This is a genomic window from Bacillus sp. Nf3, assembly GCF_003028545.1.
GTDB classification, from domain to species: domain Bacteria; phylum Bacillota; class Bacilli; order Bacillales; family Bacillaceae; genus Bacillus; species Bacillus safensis.
On the sequence record NZ_PYUA01000002.1, the window covers coordinates 486,846 to 507,747 of the forward strand.

Consider the following 20,902-nt stretch of genomic DNA (forward strand, 5'->3'; position numbering starts at 1 on the left):
GTAACAGTCTCTTTGTATGAATGACAAGGAATTAACGTTTTATCTCTTATAGACAGGAAACTTATATGTGCTGCCTGCTCTGATTTCGTTCGCTTTCACACCTTGATTCAGCTCCTCGAAATCTTTAATGACATCATCAAGTGGCTTGCTTGTATGTACGATGGAGAGGACCGTTTCACCTTGTTTTACCGTGACGTTCTTATATGTCTTTTTCTCAGCTGTTTGAAGGGCACTTGCTGGAACGGCTGGGTTTTCCTCAACAGGAATGGTTCCATTTTTTAAATCAAAAAAGATAATAAAGAGGACAAACAAACTGATTAGTAAAAAAAGAATTCGCCGCATTTTACTCACCGCTTTTAAGAGTTTACTTCAGTCTATGCATATCCTGAAATGATAGAACCAAAAAGAGGAGAAAAGCTGGAAAGGATGGTTCTAGTTAGTTCTAGTATGTCTTGTAATAAAACTGCTTGGATCGTTGGTGTAAATAGGAGAGCAATCTCATATGACGATTATGATAAAATAAGAAAGGGGGGAGATTTAATGAAGAAAGTTAGTCAGCATATATATGTGAGAACACTAACAGAAAATGATGCAGAATCACTGTTAACATTAGAGCTTGAGAATCGCTCATATTTTCAGGAATTTACACCTTTGATCAAAGATGATTTCTTCACGTTACCTCGTCAAATTGAACGAATTCAGCGGAGTAGGCAAAGAAGTGAACAAGATGAATCATACATGCATGGTATTTTCTTAAATGAAACAGGTGCCTTAATTGGGACGATTTCATTAAGTTCTGTCGTAAGAGGTCCGATAGAAGGAGCTTGGCTCGGGTATGTACTCGATCAAAGGCAGGGCGGAAAAGGATATATGACAGAAGCCATTCGTTTAATCATTGACTATGCCTTTTTTGAGTTGAATCTCCACCGGATTGAGGCTGGAGTAAAGCCGAGTAACAAGGGTTCCATTCGTGTACTTGAAAAGACAGGTTTTGAAAATGAGGGACTAAATCGTAAAAAAGTAAAGATTAATGGCGTGTGGGAGGATCATTATTTATTTGCGATCATCCATCCAGATGAGTCCTAGCGCATGAACATACATAAAAAGCTCCTCCGAGACGGGGGAGCTTTCATTGTGATGGATCATTTGCTTTTTTTGGCAGGTATTTCTTTTACAACAAGATATAAAAAGATAAAGTTAATGACCCAATTTAATAAAAATGAGTTTGCAACAGGCGTGTTTAATGCACTCATGATAGCGAAAAAGACCGTTGTTAATGTGAGTGAATAAGCGGAGAGCTTCCAAAGCATTTGGAAAGACAGCTCTTTTTGCTGCATTCGTTTAATAAATGTACCAAGCATCGCAAGGAATGTTGCGCTAATAAACATGAGAGCCGCAGTTGATAAATATAGCAGTACACAGATGACAGGGATAATAATCGCTTGGTTCTGATTTGTGACGCGAGCAAGTTCGTCTTTTGTCAGCGTTCCGCCAAGGAGCTGGTATGGAATATCTGTCATTTGCCCATCAATCGCAATCACTGCTTTTTCCTTTAATAAAGCGATGGCTGTTTGCTTTGATTCAAGTTCACTTGCTTTTATTTTTTCAGCAGGATCAAAGATGATCGTAATGCCGTTTTCTTCTTTTTCTATTGGTGCACTTTGATCCGCTTGAAGTTTTCCTTTTTCAATTGAAAAGTCGGGTAAATCTTTTTTGATCACGTGCTGAAATCCTGACATCGCATTCGAGATCTCTTGGCTCATATGATATCCCTGCGGAACTGCTGCGATAATTGAGAGGATAAAAATGAATAAAATCGCTTTACCGATTCCTGTAAATCTTGCTTTGGCAATATCTTTTGGTGAATAAATTCCTTTTAACAATAGATTAAATACGTTCAATACCCATTCACTTCCTACATTCTTTTCTATTTCTCATATTGTATCAATGTCTATCCATCAAGTACAAGTATGGCCCTCATCACTGGTTAAGATAGAAGGAATGAGGCATAATGTATACAGCATATAAAAAGGAGGCGGCAGGGTCTTGGACGTGCTTTATTGGATACTGATTGGCTGTGCATTTATCATTGCGTTTGTTGGACTGGTTTATCCAATTATCCCGAGTGTGGTTTTTATGGTACTCGGATTTATTCTATATGGTTTCTTCTTTAGCTTCGAGCCGCTTACACTGACGTTCTGGCTCATTCAAGCGATGTTTACTGCCGTCTTATTTGCGGCAGATTATGTCTCAAACCTTATTGGGGTCAAGCGCTTTGGCGGCAGCAAGGCTGCTATATGGGGAAGCACCATTGGGTTATTGGCTGGTCCTTTTGTGATCCCCATTGCAGGAATTATTATTGGTCCATTTCTCGGAAGTGTCATTGCAGAGCTCCTTGTTCATCAAAAAGATTTGAAGACGAGTGTGAAAGTCGGATTAGGTTCATTAATTGGATTTGTATCAGGTGTTTTTGCAAAAGGATTGATTCAGGCGCTGATGCTGGGCATCTTTTTATTTTATGTCCTTCGCTAAGTTGAAAAAGGGTGTTTAAAACTTTATCTAAAGGGCTAAATACAAAATAAACACTGAAATGTTTCAGAACATGAGCAATAACGTTGAAACAAGCTGTTTCTTTTGATACTCTTTGAGTAGGGTGAATTGCTGACTTACAAAGGAAGCATTTCAGTACATACATTTTAAGGAGGAATTTAACCATGGCTTTTAAACTTCCAGAATTACCATATGCTTACGATGCATTAGAACCACATATCGACAAGGAAACAATGACGATTCACCACACAAAACACCACAACACATACGTAACAAACTTAAACAAAGCAATCGAAGGTGTATCAGCTCTTGAAGATCAATCAATTGAAGAGCTAGTGGCTAACTTAAACTCAGTGCCTGAAAACATTCGTACAGCTGTACGTAACAATGGCGGAGGACATGCGAACCACTCATTATTCTGGACGCTTCTTTCACCAAACGGTGGCGGCGCACCAACTGGTGAACTTGCAGATGCAATCGAAAAAGAATTAGGCGGATTTGAAAAATTCAAATCTGATTTCGCTGCAGCAGCTGCAGGACGCTTTGGTTCTGGTTGGGCATGGCTTGTTGTGAACAACGGAAAACTTGAAATCACAAGCACGCCAAACCAAGATTCTCCTTTAACTGAAGGAAAAACGCCTATTCTAGGACTAGACGTTTGGGAGCATGCTTACTACCTAAACTACCAAAACCGTCGTCCTGATTACATTTCAGCATTCTGGAATGTTGTGAACTGGGATGAAGTAGCTCGCCTTTACAGCGAAGCAAAATAATGATTTGATTCTAAAAGACCTGCTTTCAAGAGAAGCAGGTCTTTTTATATTTTCCCTCCTTTTTTTACATATCTGCCTTTTGATGAGACAGACTATTGTGTAGAAAAGGAGAATGAATTGTATGAGCAGATTAAAGAAAATGTTCGGGGACATGGATGTTACAAGAGATTTATTGCTCCTCCTCACGATTGGCGGGTTATACGCACTTGCCATTGCGCTTTCAAATACGTTTGTAAATGTGTACTTATGGAAACAGTCTGGGAAATTCACGGATCTTGCGATTTATAACTTGGCCATTGTGGTGCTTCAGCCCATTACGTTTTTATTTGCTGGCCGGCTCGCTAAAAAAATAGACCGGGCGTTTGTCCTTCGTTTCGGTGTCATCTTTTTAGCCGCTTTTTATTTAATTGTTTTAATGGCAGGAGAACAAGCGGCCGCACGGCTTGTTTTATTGGGAAGTGTCCTTGGGATCGGCTATGGTTTTTACTGGCTTGCTTTTAACGTACTCACCTTTGAGATCACCGAGCCTGAAACAAGAGACTTCTTTAATGGGTTTCTCGGGGTGCTTACTTCAACTGCCGGCATGATCGGTCCTCTCATTGCGGGCATTGTCATTTCTCAGTTAACGGATGATACAGGCTACACAGTCATATTCACATTATCGCTTTTTTTGTTTTCATTAGCGGTTGTGATGAGCTTTTTCCTCAAAAGAAGGCAGTCAAAAGGCAAATTTATCATCAAACAAATTTGGAAAGAACGCCATGCAGACGAGAATTGGCGTAGGATTACAACAGCTCATTTTTTTCAAGGGCTTCGTGAAGGGGTCTTTGTCTTCTTAATCAGTGTCTTCGTGTTTATTGCAACAAACAGTGAGCTTGCTCTCGGGACGTTTGGTTTAGTGAATTCAGGTGTTGCGTTTTTTGCTTATTTCTTCGCTACACGTTTGATTAAGAAAAAGTGGCGGAAGAAGGCGATTATGCTTGGCGGGCTGATTTTATACGGCGCCCTGTTTTTAATCGTTTTCCACTTGTCCTATGTTTCACTTCTGATGTATGCGGTAGCCATTGCGATAGGATATCCGCTCCTGCTTGTTCCTTATGTATCCTTAACATATGATGTCATCGGCCATGCAAGGTATGCCAGAAAGGCCAGAATTGAATATATTGTGGTCAGAGAGCTATTTTTAAATGCCGGCCGTATTAGTTCGATTGTTTTGTTCCTGCTGTCTGTCACCTTACTAGGTGATGAGCTCGGAATCCCAGCATCTCTTGTTGTGCTCGGGGCGGGACATACCCTCATTTATTATTTTGTAAAAGATATTCATTTAAAAGAAAAAACAGCTGATATGAAAGAGGCTGACGGTCAAAAGCCAGTTTCTCACACGAACCTTATTAAGGGAGAAAGGTAAAATTTCTTACCAATGGAACATCAAATTTCTAGATAAATGATAGAAAAACCGCTAAAATGATGATGGCACCTTTTAAACACAAAAAGGGGTGCCATTTCTTTCTTGATAGAAAAGGTGATGTGATGAGAAACAAGAAAAACAAAAAAGACGCGAAGGAAGGGCGCAAAACACTTCCGATCCGGCTGAATTTATTATTTTTAGCTGCGTTTATTATTTTTACTGGCGTTGTCGTTAGACTCGGGTTTGTGCAAATTGTCAATGGAGAAGATTATAAAAAGCAGGCAGAGAAACAAGAGGATGTGAATGTCAGCTCATCTGCTCCGCGGGGAAAAATTTACGATCGAAACTACAATACGATTGTCAGCAATAAAGCGCTAAATGCCATTACATATACGAGAACCTCGACGACTTCACAAGAAGAGCGGCTCAAAGTGGCATCAAAATTAGCGGATATGATTCATGTGAGTACGAAAAAAATCACAGATCGTGACAAAAAAGATTTCTGGATCTTAACGCATCCGAATGAAGCGAAAAAGCTTGTTCAAAAGGAATCAGAATTAAAGGATGACGATAAGGTCTCTGATGATAAACTATATGAGCTTCAGCTAAAACGCATCACAGACAAGGAATTGAATCAACTGACGAAAAAAGATTTACAAGTGCTTGCTATTAAAAGGCAGATGGATGCAGGCTATGCACTGACGCCTCAATTTATTAAAAATGAAGATGTAAAGCCAAGTGAAATTGCTTACGTCTCTGAGCATTTGGACGAGCTGCCAGGTGTTGATGTGACGACAGACTGGTCACGTAGCTATCCGTATAAAGGACTGCTCCGCAGTATGCTTGGCAGTGTGTCTTCGAGTGATGAGGGTCTTCCGCAGTCACTTCTTGAGCATTATCTATCACTCGGCTACAGCCGAAATGACCGTGTAGGAAAAAGCTATCTTGAATATCAATATGAAGATGTCCTGCAGGGCCAAAAGGAAAAAGAACAGAGTACAACTGATAAACAGGGCAATGTCACAAGCTCTAAAGTGTTAACAGAAGGTAAGAGCGGGAAAGACCTTGTGCTGACAATTGACATTCAGCTGCAAAAAGCGGTTGAAAAAATTATTGAAAAGAACTTGAGAAGTGCGAAACAAAGAGGGGGAACTGAGCTTCTTGATCGCGCATTTGTTGTCATGATGGATCCGAGAAATGGAGAGGTTCTCTCTGTTGCGGGTAAGCAGATTTCAAACAAAAACGGAAAATACAAGTTCGATGACTACTCATTAGGAACGATGACATCCTCATATGCGATGGGATCAGCTGTAAAAGGGGCAACGGTACTGACCGGATATAAAACAGGCGCTATTCATATTGGAAGTACCCAATATGATGAACCTCTCTATATCGCCCAGTCACCGCCAAAGAAATCCTATCAAAATATGGGACTCATTAATGATTTAACAGCACTAGAGCGTTCATCAAACGTGTATATGTTCAAAACAGCGATCGCTATTGGGAAAAGCGAATATCGTAAGAATCAGCCGCTCCCAATTGATCCGAAAGCATTTGATACGTTCCGCTACAATTTCAGTAAATTTGGCCTTGGTGTCAAAACTGGTATTGACCTGCCAAACGAGGCAACGGGCTACAGAGGAACGTCTACACAATCGGGCCTTTTACTTGACTATGCGATTGGACAGTATGATACGTTTACACCGCTGCAAATGGCGCAATACGTTTCAACCATTGCAAATGGCGGGTATCGTTTACGTCCGCAGCTTGTCAAAGAAGTGAGAGAGCCAGATCCGCAGCGCGGCATTGGAGCTGTGACAGAATCCGTCAAACCGGATGTATTGAATAAGCTAGACATGACAAGTGATCAAATCAAGCGTGTCCAGCAAGGCTTCAAGCTTGTGATGCAGAACCCAAGAGGGACAGCTTATTCAAACTTTGGCAACAAAAAGTATAATCCAGCTGGCAAAACAGGAACCGCTCAATCATTCTATGACGGTCCAATTAAAAGCAAGCGCGGTACACCGACGTATAACACAACTCTTGTTGCATACGCGCCTGCTGATAATCCTGAAGTGGCCATTTCCGTTGTCGTCCCGTGGGTGTATCAAGACTACAACCAGCGCTATCCAATTACAAACGATATTGGGGAACAAGTATTAGACAAGTACTTTGAACTGAAATCAAAACAGGAAAGCAATGATACACAGGCGAAAAACAAAAACAAAATTGAAAATGAAGCAGAAACAAATAACTAGACCTTTCATAGGTAAAAACGCTCACTTTTTGTGGGCGTTTTTTTACGTTTTCTTCAAAAATTCCGATATAAATTGACAAAATTCATAAAAAACGCCGCAATTTCTCTACAAAACTTCGACATTTACAAAACCTTAACATTCCATTTAAACGAAATTAATAAAGAACCTTTAATGTATTACTCGTAGGACAAATTATTCAGGGGGTATTCTTGAAATGAAAAAGAACAAATTATGGCTGCTTACTTTCCTTACTATCGCATTGTTAGCATTCGTCACAGCATGCGGAAACAGCAGCTCAAGCGGGGATTCAAAAGACAGTAAAGGAAATGCTTCAAACAAAGATGAGGCATCAGGTTCCATTACCATCTCAGGATCATCTGCGATGCAGCCTTTAGTTCTTGCGGCAGCAGAAAAATTCATGGATAAACATCCAAAAGCCGATATTCAAGTACAAGCCGGCGGTTCAGGAACAGGACTTTCTCAAGTTTCAGAAGGATCTGTACAAATTGGTAACTCAGATGTATTCGCTGAAGAGAAAGATGGAATCGACGCAAAAGCTTTAAAAGACCACAAAGTAGCAGTGGTTGGCATGGCCGCAGCTGTAAACCCTGAAGTGGGTGTCAAAGACATCACAAAGGACGAATTGAAAAAAATCTTCACTGGTAAAATCAAAAACTGGAAAGAGCTTGGCGGGAAAGACCAAAAAATCACGCTTGTCAACAGACCTGATTCTTCAGGAACTCGTGCAACATTTGTGAAATATGCACTTGATGGTGCAACACCTGCAGAAGGAATCACAGAAGATTCTTCAAACACAGTAAAAAAACTGATTGCAGAAACACCAGGTGCAATTGGATACCTAGCATTCTCTTATTTAACAGATGACAAAATTACACCGCTTAGCATTGATGGTGTGAAACCAGAAGAAAGCAATGTAGAAAGCGGTAAATATACAATTTGGGCATACGAGCACTCTTACACAAAAGGTGAGCCGGAAGGTCTAGCAAAACAATTCTTAGATTACCTTATGAGTGACGAAGTACAAAAAGAAATCGTTAAAGACCAAGGCTACATCTCAGTCTCTAATATGAAAGTAGAAAGAGACGCAGCAGGCAAACAATCAGATAAGTAAGAGGTTTTGAATTGCTGATGAAGGAAAAGTGGAGCATTTCACTTTTCCTTTTATGACATTCATAGGAGTGTAGAAAAAGATGAAGCAGATAGAACATACAGAAGCGAGCGATCGGCTGATCAGCTCGAAGAAAAATAGGCAAATGGATGAAGTAAGAGGAAGTATTTTGGTGAGATTCTGCGCATTCTTAATGATTGCAGTATCCATCGCCATCACCATCTTCCTTGGCATTAAGGGTTTACAATCTTTCATCGTAAATGGTGTAAGCCCAATTGAGTTCTTAACCAGTATCAATTGGAACCCCACAGCAGAAAACCCGGAGTACGGCGCATTTCCTTTTATCTTTGGATCGATCGCCGTCACACTTTTATCGGCACTCATTGCAGCGCCGCTAGGCATCGCAGGAGCGATCTTTATGACAGAAATTGCACCTGCATGGGGCCGGAAAATTCTCCAGCCAGTCATTGAATTGCTTGTAGGGATTCCATCCGTTGTTTACGGATTCATAGGTCTTACAGTATTGGTGCCGTTTATCGGACATTTCAAGTCAAGCGGCTCAGGGCATAGCGTGTTAGCAGGAACGATTGTCCTGTCTATTATGATTCTGCCAACCGTTACATCTATTGCAACTGATGCAATGGCTTCCCTTCCAAAAAGCTTACGTGAGGGATCGTATGCACTTGGCGCAACAAGATGGCAAACGATTAGACGTGTGCTTGTACCAGCAGCTCTTCCAACATTAATGACAGCTGTCGTTCTTGGGATGGCGAGAGCATTTGGAGAAGCCCTTGCCGTTCAAATGGTCATTGGAAACACACGTAATTTACCAGAGAGCATTATGGATACAGCTGGTACATTAACAACCATTATTACGTTAAACATGGGTCACACAACGTATGGAAGTGTTGAGAACAATACACTTTGGTCAATGGGGCTTGTCCTTCTAGTTGTATCGTTTATGTTCATACTCATTATCAGATACTTGTCGTCTAGGAGGAAGATTTAATGAATAGCAAAATGACCGATCGTTTTGCCACGATTGTTTTTGGATTATGTGCCGCCATTATTACGGCGATCCTAGTTGGTTTGTTTTCTTATATCATTTTCAACGGGGCAAAAGAATTAAACTTTGACTTTTTGACAACTCGCTCAAGTGCGATTGGCTCTGGCGGCGGCATTAGGGACCAACTGTTTAACTCGTTTTACATTTTGTTTATTACAATGCTGATCACAGTACCACTTGGTGTCGGCGGCGGAGTGTACATGGCTGAATATGCGCCTCAAAACAAAGTCACTGATTTTATCCGCACATGTATTGAAGTGCTGTCTTCACTTCCTTCTATTGTCATTGGTATGTTTGGTTTACTCATGTTTGTCAATTTAACAGGCTGGGGCTATACAATTATTGGTGGAGCTCTTGCACTCACGGTGTTTAACCTGCCAGTGATGGTCAGGGTGACAGAAGACGCGCTTCGCTCTGTACCGAAGGATCAAAAGGAAGCATCACTAGCGCTTGGTGTGACGAAATGGCATACAGTGAAGACGGTCCTAATTCCAGGTGCGATTCCTTCTATTATTACCGGTGCGATTTTAGCATCAGGAAGAGTCTTCGGTGAGGCAGCAGCGCTTCTTTTCACAGCAGGCCTCACCACACCGCGTCTTGATTTTACAAACTGGAGTCCATTTTCTGATACGTCACCGCTGAATATTTTTAGACCGGCAGAAACATTAGCCGTTCATATATGGAACGTCAATACACAAGGAATCATTCCAGATGCAGAGGCCATTGCAAATGGTGCATCAGCCGTACTTGTGCTTTCAGTTTTAGTATTCAACTTAGCAGCTAGATGGCTTGGTTCATTTATTCATAAGAAGCTTACGTCAAAATAATGTGAGAAAGGTGTGAAGGGGATATGGTTCAAATGCTAGCAGAAAAAAAAGAGATTGCAGCAAAAAAGGCTCCACTTCAAGCAGAACAGATATTACAGGTGCAGGATTTAAGCATTTATTATGGGGAAAAAAGAGCGGTCAATCACATTTCATTTGAAATTGAGAAGAACGCAATTACCGCATTAATCGGCCCATCTGGCTGCGGGAAATCAACCTTTTTACGCAGCATTAACCGCATGAACGACTTGATCCCAGGTGCGAGAAGTGAAGGGGCGATCATGTACGAAGGGCTCAATATTTTGGATGACCGCATTAATGTGGTGAATTTACGAAGAGAAATCGGCATGGTTTTCCAAAAACCAAACCCATTTCCTAAATCGATCTACAATAACATTACCCATGCATTAAAGTATGCGGGAGAAAAAAGAAAATCAGTGCTTGATGATGCGGTAGAGGAAAGCTTAACAAAAGCGGCGCTTTGGGATGAGGTCAAAGATCGTCTGCACCGCTCAGCTTTGTCATTATCCGGCGGTCAGCAGCAGCGCCTTTGTATTGCACGTACACTTGCGATGAAGCCCAGCGTTCTTTTATTAGATGAACCTGCTTCTGCCCTAGACCCGATCTCAAATGCAAAAATTGAAGAGTTATTATCAGATTTGAAAAATGATTATTCGATCGTCATTGTGACTCACAACATGCAGCAAGCGTTACGTGTATCTGATCATACGGCCTTTTTCCTAAACGGTGATCTAGTAGAATATGATGCCACTGAACGTATCTTTACACGTCCTGCGCAGCAAAAAACAGAAGACTATATCAATGGTCGATTTGGATAAGGCGGGTGGATTTTGATGAATGCAGTAGCAACTGAAACAGCAAAAAAAGAAGTGTTTCGTGTGAATGATATGAACCTTTGGTATGGACAGCATCACGCACTGAAGCATATTGATTTAGACATAAGAGAGCATGAAGTCACAGCAATTATCGGTCCGTCCGGCTGCGGAAAGTCAACGTTTATCAAGACCTTAAATCTCATGGTCAAAACAGTGCCAGGTGTGAAAATCACCGGGGATATGATGTATAACGGTGACAATATTTTAAAAGGCCGCGTCGATCTAGTGGAACTGCGTAAAAACGTCGGCATGGTCTTTCAAAAAGGGAACCCATTCCCTCAATCTATCTTTGATAATGTCGTCTATGGGCCAAGAATTCACGGGGTGAAGAGCAAGCAGCAATTGAAAGAAATCGCTGAAAAAGCGCTTCGTGATGTTGCCCTTTGGGATGAAGTGAAGGATCGATTAAGTGCGCCTGCATTAGGTCTTTCCGGCGGTCAGCAGCAGCGTCTTTGTATCGCAAGGGCTATTGCCACAAGCCCAGACATCTTATTAATGGATGAACCAACATCAGCGCTTGATCCTGTCTCAACATTAAAGATTGAAGAATTGATTATGAAATTAAAAGAGAAATACACGATTGCCATTGTGACGCATAATATGCAGCAAGCGGCCAGGGTATCAGATAGAACAGCCTTCTTCTTAATGGGGGAGCTTGTTGAGATCAATGATACAAATGTGATGTTCTCTGAGCCAAATGATCAAAGAACAAATGATTATATTTCTGGTCGATTTGGATAATAAAAACCCCTGGAGGTCAGCGCCGCCAGGGGTTTTTATTGTTATTTTGTTAAGGCTTTGACGATTTGTTTGAACGTCATCCCTGTTTTTAAATTGAACTTGCCTGCACGAATTTCTTTATGGTAGCCGGCGTCAATCACGTAATCATTAAAATCTTTAGACGAGTTGATGATTCCGTCCTTTTCAAGCATGTCTGAAACATCACTTGTGCTCATCCCGTTTTTAATAACGAATTTGACCGATTTGCCTTTAGGCTTGTCTGATGTTTGTTTATCATTTTTAGAATCGCCGTCTTCATTTGCTTTCAGTGCTTTTTCTTTATAATCAAGAAGCTGCTGATATGTTTCACGGCTGACGGAGACTTCTTTTTTAGAGTCTAAATAGTTTTTCACGTCAGTGTCTGTTACTTTCGCTGCGAGCGTTTCTTTTGTGGTCGTATCAGCCGTCGCTTCATCTTTTCCAGTGAGGAAAAAAACGATTGCCAGAACACCAGTTGCAAGAATCATACCTGCCGCAAACGTTTGGATGCTTTTTTTCGTCATACAAGCACCTTCTCGTTGTCTTTAATGATCATGTTGACTTCATCTACAGATACATGCTCAGCACGCGCAATGGCCTCAGGAGACATGCCATTTTGATGCTTTGAAATGATTTGTCTTGCGATAGATGGATCAATTTCTGAATGTTTGCGGACGACGATGTTTGTTTCAAGCAATTCTTCTTCAAGAACCTTCATTTTCTTTTTCAGTTTATAGATTTCTTGCATTGCAGATAGTTGAAGTGTTTCAAGTTCCTGCTCGACTTCTTTAATCGGCTCTCTTTGAAAATATGAGAATGCGATCAGTACGATACTGACAACAAGCAATCCGATAATTGCAATTTCCATGTTTCATCACCTTTTATTCATATTTTAATGCTGAAAACCATAAAAGGCTTTCATGATTGTTTCAGACAGTTTTCGACCCTTCTTTTTTATACCATAAAAAAGCTAGTTTCAAAAGGAATTGCTGAAAAAATCACCTTTTTTTCATCTTTTTTCTTTTTTAATGAAAAACGAGTATGAAAATCTTGCTCGCTGTCAAAATAAAAGAGGGTTTCTCACGTATACAGTACGACAAAGATTGACGTTTTATAGGGGAGTAGGCTATTTTTCATAAAATGACCGTGCGATATAGATCAGAACGTAGACGGATTGCACTGAAATTGAAATTGGTGAAAAAACATTCTAGCATTCCTAAGCTAGAAGTGGTATTATAGTTAGGTCTGAATGTGAATTGATTTTAGTTTGGAGGGAAAAACATGCGCGTAAATATTACTCTAGCTTGCACTGAATGCGGTGAGCGTAACTATATTACTAAAAAGAATAAGCGAAACAATCCAGATCGCGTTGAATTCAAAAAGTATTGCTCACGTGATAAAAAACAAACTTTACATCGTGAAACAAAGTAAGCAGCAGGGAATTTTCCTGCTGTTTTTTTATGATGGGAGATGATCTGTGTGAAAAAAGAGCTTCGCCTTCAAACATTAGCCAAGCTGGATCAGTTGAGTGCTGAGGAATTCGAGCGAAGCACCGCTTTACTTCATGAGCACTTGTTTCAGCTGCCAGCATGGAAACAAGCAAATACGATCGCAATCACCATGTCTAGAGGAAAAGAGGTACCGACAATGCCTCTCATTGAAAAAGCATGGCAGGAGGGGAAAACAGTATGTGTACCCACCTGTTTTCCGGAAACAAAAGAGATGACGTTTTATAAATATACACCGGAAACGAAGATGATATCCCGCTACTTTGGGCTATTGGAGCCCGACCCTATGGCGTCGGCCGCTGCATCTAAAGAATCAATCGATTTGATCATTGTGCCTGGGGTGTGCTTTGATCGACAAGGTTACCGTATCGGATATGGGGGCGGCTATTATGACCGCTACTTAGCTGACTATCACGGCGATACGCTTGCCCTTTGTTTGACAGTACAGCAAACCGAGCATATTCCGGTTGAAACGCACGACATCCCGGTCTCAATTATCGTCAGTGAGAAAGGTACCATATATCAAAAATAAAGTCCGCTGCTTATACGTATGAACGGGCTTTTTGTGTTGAGCGAAGGTCTTGTTTGTGATCAAAAGTCACATGAACGATAGCGATCAACATTTTTCATTAAAAAGCATTTTAGCTGACGGGGGGATATGTTTTGAAAAAATTTCGTGGAAAGAAAAGATACTTCCGTAATATGTGGGAGGAAGTGAATACTTATCAATTAACGCTCGACCACGATTCGTGGTTCTCTTTTTCGCATACACACCTTGATTTTTTTGGAGTCGGGGAAAATAGCTTAAAAATAAGGAGAGAACATATCAAAGCTCATATCGCTTTATATCATAGGCTGCTAAAACAGCTTGAAGGCTTTGAAAAGCCATACCAAACTTGGATTTGTATTCACGAGCATGACCCTGGTTTAGACGCTGTATATGTTCATACACCAAATCCATACGACAGTTACTTCCCGCACAAGGTGGAGGGGTTAGAGCGGAATTGTAAGCTGCCTCATACTTTCAAGGATTTAATCGACCTTCATCAATTTGACGTTTCTTATGATCAATCAGAGTGCGGAGAGGTTTATTATATTCAATCAAAAGAACAAGGGATTAGATTGTGAAGGCCTGCTTTTAGGCGATAAAAATGTTGGTTCATGCATAAACAAATCCTATTTAAGCCACGATACGAACATAGGAGGGAATATGATGAATAAAATGATTTGGAGCATTGTGTTCACACTGTTTGCATTCGTTCTCGTGCAAAATCGTTATCGGCTCATGAATTTGATTTTAGGCCAAAATCAAGTACGTCACTTTTTGATTAAATGGCTGATGAAAATCCCATATTTTCGGACGAAATTTATTCGCCAAGCATTCTAATCCCGCAAATGCCGGGATTTTTTTGTTTTGAAATGCGGATCAGAACGATTCTTGCTATAATAATGTAAAAAATGGAGCGCGAATGTATGAATGTCATAGATAGTCTATTTTGGCGAGTTGTTGATGAACTAAGACAAAAAGGATACGAGATGATTCAAAGTCCGTACCCAGAAGATGAAATATTTTTTGAAGCACCACGAAACTCAGGCTATGATCTCATCCGTCTATATAGAAAAGATGTGAATTTTAGACAGGAGATCGTTCGAGATATCGAGGAGCAAACATATCGGATCAATCAGCTGAGAGAAGCTATGCGTAAACGATCGCTTCATCTCTTGCAGCTGCAATTTACAACTGATGTTCCAGTAGATGATTGGGAAGACCTAAACGGTGAGCCGCAAAAAGAGAATAAGGTGACAGTTACTCCTGTGTTACTCAATGCAGACACGCTTCAAAACGATGTAAACGAACTGCATAAATGGCTCAATACATCTCTTGCAGTTGATGTAGAAGAAGCAAAGAGAGACACAGCTGAGGATGCAATGCAGCTTAAAAGGAACGTGCTCCAGGCATTTGATGATCAGGAAAAACAGCGTGAACGGGAACGGGCCGTGTTTCAAAATGGCAGACCCATTTTCACCTACTTGCTGATCGCTGTCCAAGTGGTGATGTTTCTTTTACTTGAGCTCTCTGGCGGAAGTACCAATACGGCAACTTTAACTGCATTTGGTGCTAAAAATAATGTGCTGATTTTAGAGGGTGAATGGTGGCGCCTGATAACACCAATGTTTTTACATATTGGCTTGACGCACTTACTCTTTAATACTTTTGCTCTTTGGTCCGTTGGAGCGGCTGTTGAGAGAATTTATGGGTCAGGAAGATTTTTGCTCATCTATTTGATTTCCGGCATTTTTGGCTCCATAGCGAGCTTTGTGTTTAATACGGCAATTGCAGCCGGTGCATCAGGCGCGATTTTTGGCTGTTTAGGGGCACTGTTATATTTAGCCATCTCAAATCGAAAGCTTTTCTTTCGGACGATGGGGACAAATATTATTGTCATTATTCTCATTAACCTAGGAATAGGCTTCACTGTATCAGGTATTGATAACGCAGGGCATCTTGGCGGCCTGGTTGGAGGTTTTTTCACCGCATTAGCTGTCCGTCTTCCTAAACAGACGCAGCCTGTCAAAATGCTTCTTGCGACTGCTGCTTTGCTCTTGATAGGTGGTTTTGGATTGTATACAGGGTTTCATTCTGATAATCAAAAGGAAGCAGCGGCAACAAGTGAGGCAGCGAGTTTATTTGATGAGAAAAAGTATAGCGAAGCAAGTGAACGACTAGAGGAATATGTTCACGAAAAAGATGCATCAGCTGAGGCACTTCATATTTATGCACTATCCGAAGCGCAGCAGGGCCACCTTGATAAGGCCATTCAATTTTTACAAAAGTCGCTTGAAAAAGATCCAGATGAACCAAATAAACTGTATCATTTATCGTTGTTATTCGTAGAAAAAGGAGAGACAACGAAAGCAGAAGAACTATTAGAGAAAGCATTAAAACAGGACCCTCAAAATGATCAATTTTTAAAGCTGAAACAATATATCGAAAATAGTCAAACACGTTGAATGACTTGACTGAAAGCGCATTTATGAATACGCTTATCCTATCTGTTGATGAGAAGAAATGGTGGAAACAATGAAAACGTTATATGATGTACAGCAGCTGCTTATGAGATTTGGAAATTATGTGTATTTCGGAGATCGTGAAGTAGAATTAGAATTTATGGCAGACGAATTGAAGGAAATGTATACATCGGGCATCATTGACCGGACCGAATGGTCAAACGCAATGACGATTCTTCAAATGGAGCTAGCCAAAATAAATCGAAAAACAATGTGAAGGTGGAGGGCATATGACAGGGGATTGGTTTGTAGGTATTGATCTTGGCGGTACGACAATTAAGCTTGCGTTCATTAATCTATATGGTGAAATTCAGCATAAGTGGGAGATTCCTACAGATAAATCCGGGCAGACGATCACGGTCGATATTGCCAAATCAATTCACCATAAACTGGTTGAGATCAGTATGCCAAAATCAGCACTTATTGGGATCGGAATGGGTGCACCTGGACCCGTAGATAAAGTATCTGGAATCGTCTATAAAACAACGAATCTGGGCTGGACAAACTATCCGTTGAAAGATCACCTAGAGGCAGAGACAGGACTTCCATCTGTCATTGAAAATGATGCGAATATTGCTGCACTCGGTGAAATGTGGAAGGGTGCAGGAGATGGCGCAAAAAATATCCTGATGGTCACACTTGGAACAGGGGTTGGCGGCGGCATCATCGTCAACGGTGAAGTTGTTCAAGGGGAGACAGGTGCTGGCGGAGAAATTGGTCATATTTGTGCCGTTCCATTTCAAGGAGCACCTTGTAACTGCGGAAGAACAGGCTGTATTGAAACGATCGCATCTGCAACTGGCATCGTCCGGCTTGCAAAGGATAAATTAGAAACCGAGCAGCATACATCTTCACTTGGCACGCTCGCTTCGCTATCAGCAAAGAATGTATTTGAAGCGGCAGAAAACGAAGATGATCTTGCAATGCGTGTCGTAGAAGAAGTGACGACACATCTTGGACTTGTCCTAGCGAATCTTGCCAGTGCTTTAAACCCAACGAAAATTGTGATTGGCGGCGGTGTTTCAAAAGCAGGTGAGCTTCTTCGCAGTAAAGTAGAACGCGTTGTGAAACAACATGCGTTCCCGCCTTGCGCAGACGATGTCGAAGTGGTGATAGCATCACTCGGAAACGATGCGGGTGTCATCGGCGGTGCATGGATGGCAAAAACCAAATGGCTGTCTTGAACAAAAAAGTCATAATGATGTCATTTTTATTAAAAAAAGCGATAGATAGGCATGAAATTGGATGTTTAGCATATTCATAAGTTTGTCATGAGGAAAAAGACATTGATTTTCCATCATATACAGGATAAGATATACTTTAGTTATTTTTCTAGAAGCACCAATAATTAGGGTATATCTAGGGCCTAGATGCGCGCTTAGCATAAGGAGGTTACAATGCGAAAGAATAGATTAAAGGCGATTTCATTTTTACTGATTGCGACATTGCTGATGTGGGTCAAAACCTATGTTATCTATAAATCTAGCTTCAATATTAAAATTGAAAATTTCATGCAGGAGTTTATCCTGTTTATTAATCCGCTTAGCTTTCTCTTGTTTATCTTCGGTATCGGTTTATTTTTCAAAGAGAAAAATCGAAATCGATATATCATCGTGACAAGCTTTATCCTGACATTCATTTTGTTAGCCAACATTGTGTTTTATCGATTCTATAGTGACTTTCTAACCATCCCCGTCCTATTTCAAACAAACAATATGGGTGACCTCGGGTCAAGTATTACCTCTTTAATTGAACCAGTCGATTTACTGATGTTTGTTGATATCATCATTTTAATTTGGCTCTATAAAAAACAGCCTTCCTTTAGAACAGATGTCACAGTTTCACGAAAAGAACGAGCAGCATATTACTTATTTGTGGCAGCTACATTTTTCTTTAACCTTGGTTTAGCTGAAACAGAAAGACCAGAACTGCTTACTCGCTCATTTGACCGTGAGATGCTGGTGAAAAATATCAGCTTATATAACTTCCATATTTATGATGGGGTATTGCAATCGAAGCAGTCTGCTCAACGAGCCCTTGCTGACAGTAATAGCTTAACTGAAATTGAAAACTATGTAAGCGCAAATCAAACGGACCGTAATGAAAAGACATTTGGTCAAGCGAAAGGACGAAATGTCATTCTTGTATCACTTGAGTCTACACAGAGTTTTGTGATCAATGAAAAATTAAACGGGAAAGAAATTACTCCGTTTTTAAACAAATTGATCAAGAAGAGCTATAACTTTACTAATTTTTATCACCAAACAGGTCAAGGGAAAACATCTGATTCAGAGTTTATTGTAGATAATTCTCTTTATCCACTTGGAAGAGGGGCTGTGTTCTTCACAAATCCAAGTAATGAGTTTACAGCGACACCTGAGCTGTTAAAGGATGAGGGCTACCACTCTTCTGTTATTCATGCGAATAACAAAAGCTTCTGGAACCGCGACCTTATCTACGATAGCTTTGGCTACGATAAGTTCTTTGATATTAAATCATTTGATGTGAATGAAGAAAACTCAGTTGGCTGGGGACTGAAAGATGGTCCGTTCTTTGAGCAGTCCGCTGAATTAATGAAATCGATCCCGCAGCCTTTCTATACGAGATTGATTACATTAACGAACCATTTCCCTTTTGATTTAGATGAAGAAGATAAGCTCATTGATGAATATGATTCAAAGAGCAAAACGCTGAACAAGTACTTCCCTACAGTGCGTTATCAAGATGAAGCCCTTAAGCTTTTCTTTAAAAAGATGAAGGAAGCTGGGTTATACGATAACTCCATTTTTGTTTTATATGGGGATCACTATGGAATTTCTGAAAACCATAACGAAGCCATGGGACAATTCTTAAATAAAGAGATTACGCCATTTGAAGAAGTACAGCTTCAAAAAGTCCCATTTGTTGTACACATTCCAGGGGTAACGGATCAACATCCAAAAGAAATTGATACGGTAGGTGGTCAGGTCGATATCCGTCCAACTGTACTCAATCTTCTAGGTATTGATACAAGTAAACAAATTCAATTTGGTCATGACCTTTTATCAAAAGATACGAATGACTTTACAGTACTCCGTGATGGAAGCTTTATTACGAAGGACAGCATTTTTACAGATGGTGTTTGCTACAATAAAGAGACAGGCGAGCCAGCAGATGATAAAAATGTGTGTCAGTCTTATGAAGAGAAAGCGAAGCAGGAGCTTCAATTCTCTGATCAAATCATCTACGGAGATCTCCTTAGATTTTATGATCGAAACAGCCCGGACCATTCACCATCTAAAAAAGAAGGTGAAACGGAGCTGAAAAAGGCGTCCTAATAGATGAAAAAACCTCTGCTATTTTTAGAAGCAGAGGTTTTCTTTTTTTGCCTGACGGTTCATATAGTATGAGAGGAGGGATGTAAATGAAGACAACGTCGTTTGGAAAAATTGAATGGCAGCTTGATAAAGCGGAGAGGGATGCTGTGGCAAAGCAGCTTGGTATTGGCAAAGCTGCTTTCCATTTATCTAACACAAGCACTAATGACCTTCTTTTACCGGGATATAGACTTCCAGAAGGAGTCCATGTATTTGATTCCATCGGTGATGTGCAGAGATTTATTACGCCTTACAGACTGCAGCAATCCGATGATTGGATCAATGGAACATTTGAATATGATAGCGCTCAATTAGAAAAAGAGCTGAGCCACTTGAAAGCCATATTTCCTTTTCTTCATATCAGCATTATTGGCCATTCAGTGCTTGATACACCTATTTATGAAATCCGAACAGAGCCTGTTCAGCATTTACATTCTATTCATCTCAATGCCTCATTTCATGCAAATGAATGGATCACGACGTCTGTTTTATTAAAATGGTTGAAATCGCTTTGCTTAGCAGCGTCTGACCCAGTGCAGGCAAGACATTATGAAGCGGTTCATATTCTGCAGACCACCTCTTTATCCATCGTACCAATGGTCAATCCAGATGGAGTGGATTTGGTTCGTAATGGACCGGAGTCACTAGGTCTTCATCGTGAAGAATTCACACTGCTAAACGGTGGATATTCCGATTACCGGGAATGGAAAGCAAATATTCGAGGGGTGGATTTAAACAATCAATTCCCTGCTTATTGGGAGATCGAGTACTATCGTCATCAGTCGAAGGCACCGTCCTACCGGGATTATCCTGGGCGTGAGCCGTTAACAGAACCAGAAGCGAAAGCGATGGCAAATCTTGCGTTGCGAAAACAATTTGACCGGCTGATTGCCCTTCATACACAAGGAGAAGAGATTTATTGGGGTTTTCTTGGCCATGAGCCAGCCATCTCAAAAGAAATAGTCAAACGATTCGAACAAGTGAGCGGCTACAAACCGATCCAATATCTCGACAGCTATGCAGGCTATCGCGATTGGTTTATTTATCAATTTCATAATGAGGGCTATACAGTTGAGCTTGGTCTAGGGAAAAATCCTCTTTCCATGGATCAATTTGATTCAATTTATGAAAAAACAAAGCGGCTTTTGTGGGAAGCGTGTAAGTGTTAAAAGCACCTGTCTGGTGCTTTTTCATATTGGAGCAACAATTAATTGCTTAAGGTCAATAAAAACAATATTGAAGTAATTGACGAAGTCTTTCTTGTAAGCTATTGTGAAAGATATGGATGTAAAAAAAAGGATATGAT

General features: G+C 40.6%; 23 protein-coding genes. 19 read left to right on the forward strand and 4 right to left on the reverse strand.

All coding sequences use genetic code 11. From position 1 onward, the window contains the following. Positions 1-39: 39 nt before the first annotated feature. A complete protein-coding gene (locus C9414_RS07275) occupies positions 40-342 on the reverse strand; it encodes a hypothetical protein (RefSeq protein WP_039180007.1) in 303 nt (100 codons plus the stop codon). 198 nt (positions 343-540) lie between these two features. Here C9414_RS07275 and C9414_RS07280 point away from each other — a divergent pair, with 198 nt between their 5' ends. After that, positions 541-1,086 (forward strand): GNAT family N-acetyltransferase, encoded by a 546-nt coding sequence (locus C9414_RS07280; protein WP_047202309.1) that lies wholly within the window; start codon positions 541-543, stop codon positions 1,084-1,086. A gap of 56 nt (positions 1,087-1,142) precedes the next feature. Here C9414_RS07280 and C9414_RS07285 read toward each other — a convergent pair whose 3' ends face one another. Further along, entirely contained in the window at positions 1,143-1,901 is a 759-nt protein-coding gene (locus tag C9414_RS07285) for a DUF1189 domain-containing protein (RefSeq protein WP_041117993.1), read from the reverse strand. Positions 1,902-2,046: 145 nt separating this feature from the next. Between C9414_RS07285 and C9414_RS07290 the strand changes: the two genes are divergently transcribed. The 9 genes from C9414_RS07290 (at position 2,047) to pstB (C9414_RS07330) (ending at position 11,645) form a co-directional block, all read left to right on the forward strand. Then, the gene (locus C9414_RS07290; protein WP_039180001.1) at positions 2,047-2,532 is read left to right on the forward strand and encodes a DUF456 domain-containing protein; all 486 of its coding nucleotides are present in this window, start codon (positions 2,047-2,049) and stop codon (positions 2,530-2,532) included. 182 nt (positions 2,533-2,714) lie between these two features. Continuing rightward, the gene (gene sodA / locus C9414_RS07295; RefSeq protein ID WP_007501264.1) at positions 2,715-3,323 is read left to right on the forward strand and encodes a superoxide dismutase SodA; all 609 of its coding nucleotides are present in this window, start codon (positions 2,715-2,717) and stop codon (positions 3,321-3,323) included. Positions 3,324-3,444: 121 nt separating this feature from the next. Next, complete coding sequence (locus C9414_RS07300; RefSeq protein WP_047202307.1) at positions 3,445-4,731, forward strand: MFS transporter; 1,287 nt, start codon at positions 3,445-3,447, stop codon at positions 4,729-4,731. A gap of 122 nt (positions 4,732-4,853) precedes the next feature. Further along, on the forward strand, positions 4,854-6,989 hold the full coding sequence (locus C9414_RS07305) for a peptidoglycan D,D-transpeptidase FtsI family protein (RefSeq protein WP_047202377.1): 2,136 nt from the start codon (positions 4,854-4,856) through the stop codon (positions 6,987-6,989). Positions 6,990-7,203: 214 nt separating this feature from the next. Then, positions 7,204-8,121, forward strand: coding sequence for a phosphate ABC transporter substrate-binding protein (locus C9414_RS07310; RefSeq protein WP_047202306.1), 918 nt, complete (start codon positions 7,204-7,206; stop codon positions 8,119-8,121). A 79-nt stretch (positions 8,122-8,200) separates the two neighbouring features. Continuing rightward, positions 8,201-9,127 carry a phosphate ABC transporter permease subunit PstC gene (gene pstC / locus C9414_RS07315; RefSeq protein WP_047202305.1) on the forward strand — a complete coding sequence of 309 codons (927 nt, stop codon included), beginning with the start codon at positions 8,201-8,203 and terminating at the stop codon, positions 9,125-9,127. Further along, a complete protein-coding gene (gene pstA / locus C9414_RS07320; RefSeq protein WP_039179988.1) occupies positions 9,127-10,011 on the forward strand; it encodes a phosphate ABC transporter permease PstA in 885 nt (294 codons plus the stop codon). Before pstC ends, pstA begins: the two co-directional genes overlap by 1 nt. A 23-nt stretch (positions 10,012-10,034) precedes the next feature. Beyond that, entirely contained in the window at positions 10,035-10,847 is an 813-nt protein-coding gene (gene pstB / locus C9414_RS07325; protein WP_024422992.1) for a phosphate ABC transporter ATP-binding protein PstB, read from the forward strand. A gap of 15 nt (positions 10,848-10,862) precedes the next feature. After that, on the forward strand, positions 10,863-11,645 hold the full coding sequence (gene pstB / locus C9414_RS07330) for a phosphate ABC transporter ATP-binding protein PstB (RefSeq protein WP_039179987.1): 783 nt from the start codon (positions 10,863-10,865) through the stop codon (positions 11,643-11,645). Positions 11,646-11,686: 41 nt separating this feature from the next. Here pstB (C9414_RS07330) and C9414_RS07335 read toward each other — a convergent pair whose 3' ends face one another. Continuing rightward, positions 11,687-12,187, reverse strand: a complete 501-nt coding sequence (locus C9414_RS07335; RefSeq protein ID WP_039179985.1) for an endolytic transglycosylase MltG — start codon at positions 12,185-12,187, stop codon at positions 11,687-11,689. Next, positions 12,184-12,531, reverse strand: a complete 348-nt coding sequence (locus tag C9414_RS07340) for a hypothetical protein (protein WP_024422989.1) — start codon at positions 12,529-12,531, stop codon at positions 12,184-12,186. The genes C9414_RS07335 and C9414_RS07340 overlap by 4 nt, the downstream gene beginning before the upstream one ends. Positions 12,532-12,944: 413 nt before the next feature. Between C9414_RS07340 and rpmG the strand changes: the two genes are divergently transcribed. The 9 genes from rpmG (at position 12,945) to C9414_RS07380 (ending at position 20,765) form a co-directional block, all read left to right on the forward strand. Continuing rightward, positions 12,945-13,094 (forward strand): 50S ribosomal protein L33, encoded by a 150-nt coding sequence (gene rpmG / locus C9414_RS07345; RefSeq protein WP_008360061.1) that lies wholly within the window; start codon positions 12,945-12,947, stop codon positions 13,092-13,094. Between the two features lie 48 nt (positions 13,095-13,142). After that, positions 13,143-13,703: a 5-formyltetrahydrofolate cyclo-ligase gene (locus C9414_RS07350; RefSeq protein WP_107163355.1), complete on the forward strand. Its 561-nt coding sequence runs from the start codon at positions 13,143-13,145 to the stop codon at positions 13,701-13,703. Positions 13,704-13,834: 131 nt separating this feature from the next. Then, a complete protein-coding gene (locus tag C9414_RS07355; RefSeq protein WP_039179980.1) occupies positions 13,835-14,299 on the forward strand; it encodes a hypothetical protein in 465 nt (154 codons plus the stop codon). A gap of 85 nt (positions 14,300-14,384) precedes the next feature. Then, on the forward strand, positions 14,385-14,558 hold the full coding sequence (locus C9414_RS20175) for a hypothetical protein (protein ID WP_162473402.1): 174 nt from the start codon (positions 14,385-14,387) through the stop codon (positions 14,556-14,558). Positions 14,559-14,644: 86 nt separating this feature from the next. Next, positions 14,645-16,183: a rhomboid family protein gene (locus C9414_RS07360; protein WP_107163356.1), complete on the forward strand. Its 1,539-nt coding sequence runs from the start codon at positions 14,645-14,647 to the stop codon at positions 16,181-16,183. Positions 16,184-16,253: 70 nt separating this feature from the next. Next, the gene (locus C9414_RS07365; RefSeq protein WP_047202300.1) at positions 16,254-16,457 is read left to right on the forward strand and encodes a YqgQ family protein; all 204 of its coding nucleotides are present in this window, start codon (positions 16,254-16,256) and stop codon (positions 16,455-16,457) included. Positions 16,458-16,470: 13 nt separating this feature from the next. After that, positions 16,471-17,424 carry an ROK family glucokinase gene (locus C9414_RS07370; protein ID WP_107163357.1) on the forward strand — a complete coding sequence of 318 codons (954 nt, stop codon included), beginning with the start codon at positions 16,471-16,473 and terminating at the stop codon, positions 17,422-17,424. 213 nt (positions 17,425-17,637) lie between these two features. Then, the gene (locus tag C9414_RS07375; protein WP_039179972.1) at positions 17,638-19,557 is read left to right on the forward strand and encodes an LTA synthase family protein; all 1,920 of its coding nucleotides are present in this window, start codon (positions 17,638-17,640) and stop codon (positions 19,555-19,557) included. A gap of 86 nt (positions 19,558-19,643) precedes the next feature. After that, on the forward strand, positions 19,644-20,765 hold the full coding sequence (locus C9414_RS07380; RefSeq protein ID WP_107163358.1) for a M14 family metallopeptidase: 1,122 nt from the start codon (positions 19,644-19,646) through the stop codon (positions 20,763-20,765). Positions 20,766-20,902 lie beyond the last annotated feature (137 nt).